The 3,792-nt window shown below is 51.4% G+C and carries 1 rRNA gene; it reads left to right on the plus strand.

Going from position 1 to position 3,792, the window contains the following annotated elements:
• The first annotated feature begins 666 nt into the window (after positions 1 to 666).
• A 23S ribosomal RNA gene (locus AC1DUA_RS32080) occupies positions 667 to 3,637 on the plus strand.
• Positions 3,638 to 3,792: the final 155 nt, after the last annotated feature.

A 3,792-nucleotide genomic window follows, 5' to 3' on the forward strand; every position in this document is an offset into this window, starting at 1 on the left:
TCGGTGGGGTAACCCGCAAGGGAGCCAGCCGCCGAAGGTGGGGTAGATGATTGGGGGGGGTAACCCGCAAGGGAGCCAGCCGCCGAAGGTGGGGTAGATGATTGGGGTGAAGTCGTAACAAGGTAGCCGTATCGGAAGGTGCGGCTGGATCACCTCCTTTCTATGGAGACTCGGGTCTGAGAACGACCCAGTCAAGTGTGCTTAGCACACAAATCGCTTACTCACTCGTGTTCAGTTTTGAAAGGTTAATCCTTTCAGGCAAGTTCGTTGAAATAACGGGAAAACGTACAGTTAAWTCCGTGTTKGKTAGATTGAAAGTGAGTTTAACAGGAAAAAGTAACGTTAATGAAGCTGGATTSGCTCCTTATAGGGCAAATGAGAGYAATTAACGGTAGAAATTCCAGTTAAACAGTGATTTCAGTCGATGGGCATTGAAATTAGCGGTAGAAAATYCTGYTAAATAGGCAAATTTGTTGCATTTGTTGACAACCAACATCGCYTTGCGTATGTAACGGTTRCAACGATTGTTCCTTGAAAACTAGATAACGAAACAGTTGCAATTCACCTTTGCGAAGCACAGGCTGGATTGTCAACAAAAAACGTAAAGTAAGAACTTAGGTTGTGTAACCTTCGGGTTGCACAGMAATCTTTAAATGTTTTTTTCTAGGTTAAGCTAGAAAGAGCACACGGAGGATGCCTAGGCACTAGGAGCCGAAGAAGGACGTGGCGAACGACGAAATGCCTCGGGGAGCCGTAAGCAGGCTTTGATCCGGGGATGTCCGAATGGGGGAACCCAGCTGGATTCCGTCAGTAGCGGCGAGCGAAAGCGGAATAGCCCAAACCAAGGAGCTTGCTCCTTGGGGTTGTAGGACCTCGATATGGGGTTAGTTYGGTAGGCGAAGTGATCTGGAAAGGTCCGGCATAGAAGGTAAAAGCCCTGTAGCCCAAATCGAACGAATCYCCTAGAGGTATCCTGAGTACGGCGGGTCACGTGAAACCCCGTCGGAATCCGGCAGGACCATCTGCCAAGGCTAAATACTCCCTAGTGACCGATAGTGAAGCAGTACCGTGAGGGAAAGGTGAAAAGCACCGCGGAAGCGGAGTGAAAAAGAACCTGAAACCGTGTGCTTACAAAAAGTCAGAGCACTCTMTATGTGTGATGGCGTGCCTTTTGTAGAATGAACCGGCGAGTTACGTTCCCGTGCGAGGTTAAGTCGAARAGACGGAGCCGCAGCGAAAGCGAGTCTGAATAGGGCGCTTKAGTACGTGGACGTAGACCCGAAACCGTGTGATCTACCCCTGTCCAGGGTGAAGGTGAGGTAACACTCACTGGAGGCCCGAACCCACGCATGTTGAAAAATGCGGGGATGAGGTGGGGGTAGCGGAGAAATTCCAATCGAACTCGGAGATAGCTGGTTCTCCCCGAAATAGCTTTAGGGCTAGCCTCGGATGTTGAGTTGTGGAGGTAAAGCACTGATTGGGTGCGGGGCCCGCCAAGGGTTACCAAGTCCAGTCAAACTCTGAATGCCACAAACTTAAATCCGGGAGTCAGACAGTGAGTGCTAAGATCCATTGTCAAAAGGGAAACAGCCCAGACCATCAGCTAAGGTCCCCAAGTGTGTGTTAAGTGGGAAAGGATGTGGAGTTGCACAGACAACCAGGATGTTGGCTTAGAAGCAGCCACCATTGAAAGAGTGCGTAATAGCTCACTGGTCGAGTGACTCTGCGCCGAAAATGTAACGGGGCTAAACACGCCACCGAAGCTATGGCTTGCATCGCCTTCACTGCGTCTTTGAAACTCGTGGGTAGCCACGGGACATTAGCCAGAATCTACCTTTAAGTTGAGATACTTTAATCTTCGATTAAAGATCCCTATATTAGGTTATTCAAGATTCTGGCCAAATGATCCCTGCTAAACACGCTGCTTCGAAGCTGGAGTGAAGGCGGTGCATGGGTAGGGGAGCGTTGTATGTACGTTGAATTCTGACCGTAAGGACAGGTGGAGCGCATACAAGTGAGAATGCCGGTATAAGTAACGAAAAGATCAGTGAGAATCTGATCCGCCGAAAACCTAAGGGTTCCTGAGGAAGGCTCGTCCGCTCAGGGTAAGTCGGGACCTAAGGCGAGGCCGAAAGGCGTAGTCGATGGACAACAGGTGGAAATTCCTGTACCACCGTAGCCGTTATGAGCAATGGAGTGACGCAGAAGGATAGTGACGCAGACTGATGGATGTCTGTCCAAGCAGTGAGGCTGGTTAGTAGGCAAATCCGCWAACCGTAAGGCTGGGCTGTGATGGGGAGGGAAACTTTAAGTACCGWAGGTCATGAGTTCACACTGCCAAGAAAAGCTTCTAGCCAGGCGAAGGTGCCCGTACCGCAAACCGACACAGGTGGGTGAGAAGAGAATTCTAAGGCGCGCGGAAGAACTCTCGTTAAGGAACTCGGCAAAATGACCCCGTAACTTCGGGAGAAGGGGTGCCTCGGTAGGGTGAATAGCCCGAGGGGGCCGCAGTGAAAAGGCCCAAGCGACTGTTTAGCAAAAACACAGGTCTGTGCGAAGCCGCAAGGCGAAGTATACGGGCTGACGCCTGCCCGGTGCTGGAAGGTTAAGAGGAGTGGTTAGGRGCAAYCCGAAGCTATGAATTGAAGCCCCAGTAAACGGCGGCCGTAACTATAACGGTCCTAAGGTAGCGAAATTCCTTGTCAGGTAAATTCTGACCCGCACGAATGGCGTAACGACTTGGGCGCTGTCTCAACGAGAGATCCGGTGAAATTTTAATACCTGTGAAGATGCAGGTTACCCGCGACAAGACGGAAAGACCCCATGGAGCTTTACTGCAGCTTGATATTGGACTTTGGTACGATCTGTACAGGATAGGTGGGAGCCTTTGAAGCCTGAGCGCCAGCTTGGGTGGAGGCGACGTTGGGATACCACCCTGATCGTATCGGAGTTCTAACCTGGTACCGTGAWCCGGTATGGGGACAGTGTCAGGTGGGCAGTTTGACTGGGGCGGTCGCCTCCTAAAATGTAACGGAGGCGTTTAAAGGTTCCCTCAGAATGGTTGGAAATCATTCGYAGAGTGCAAAGGCATAAGGGAGCTTGACTGCGAGACCTACAAGTCGAGCAGGGACGAAAGTCGGACTTAGTGATCCGGTGGTACCGAATGGAAGGGCCATCGCTCAACGGATAAAAGCTACCCTGGGGATAACAGGCTTATCTCCCCCAAGAGTCCACATCGACGGGGAGGTTTGGCACCTCGATGTCGGCTCATCGCATCCTGGGGCTGAAGTAGGTCCCAAGGGTTGGGCTGTTCGCCCATTAAAGCGGTACGCGAGCTGGGTTCAGAACGTCGTGAGACAGTTCGGTCCCTATCTGTCGCGGGCGTAGGAAATTTGAGAGGAGCTGTCCTTAGTACGAGAGGACCGGGATGGACGTACCGCTGGTGTACCAGTTGTCTCGCCAGAGGCATAGTTTCGTATCTAGTTTTCAGGGAATAATATTTCCTGAGTATATATGTCTTGGAGAGATACCCAAGTGGCTATAAGGGGACCCTCTGCTAAGGGGTTAGACTGCGTAAGTGGTGCGAGGGTTCGAATCCCTCTCTCTCCGTCGGTATATTTTTATCAAGCATGGCCCGTTGGTCAAGTGGTTAAGACACCTCCCTTTCACGGAGGTAACAGGGGTTCGAGTCCCCTACGGGTCACCATTTTCACCTTTGATTTCATTCCCATGGAGGCTTAGCTCAGCTGGGAGAGCATCTGCCTTACAAGCAGAGGGTCGGCGGTTCGATCC

The sequence above is a fragment of the Paenibacillus sp. 01T422 genome, from assembly GCF_056398785.1.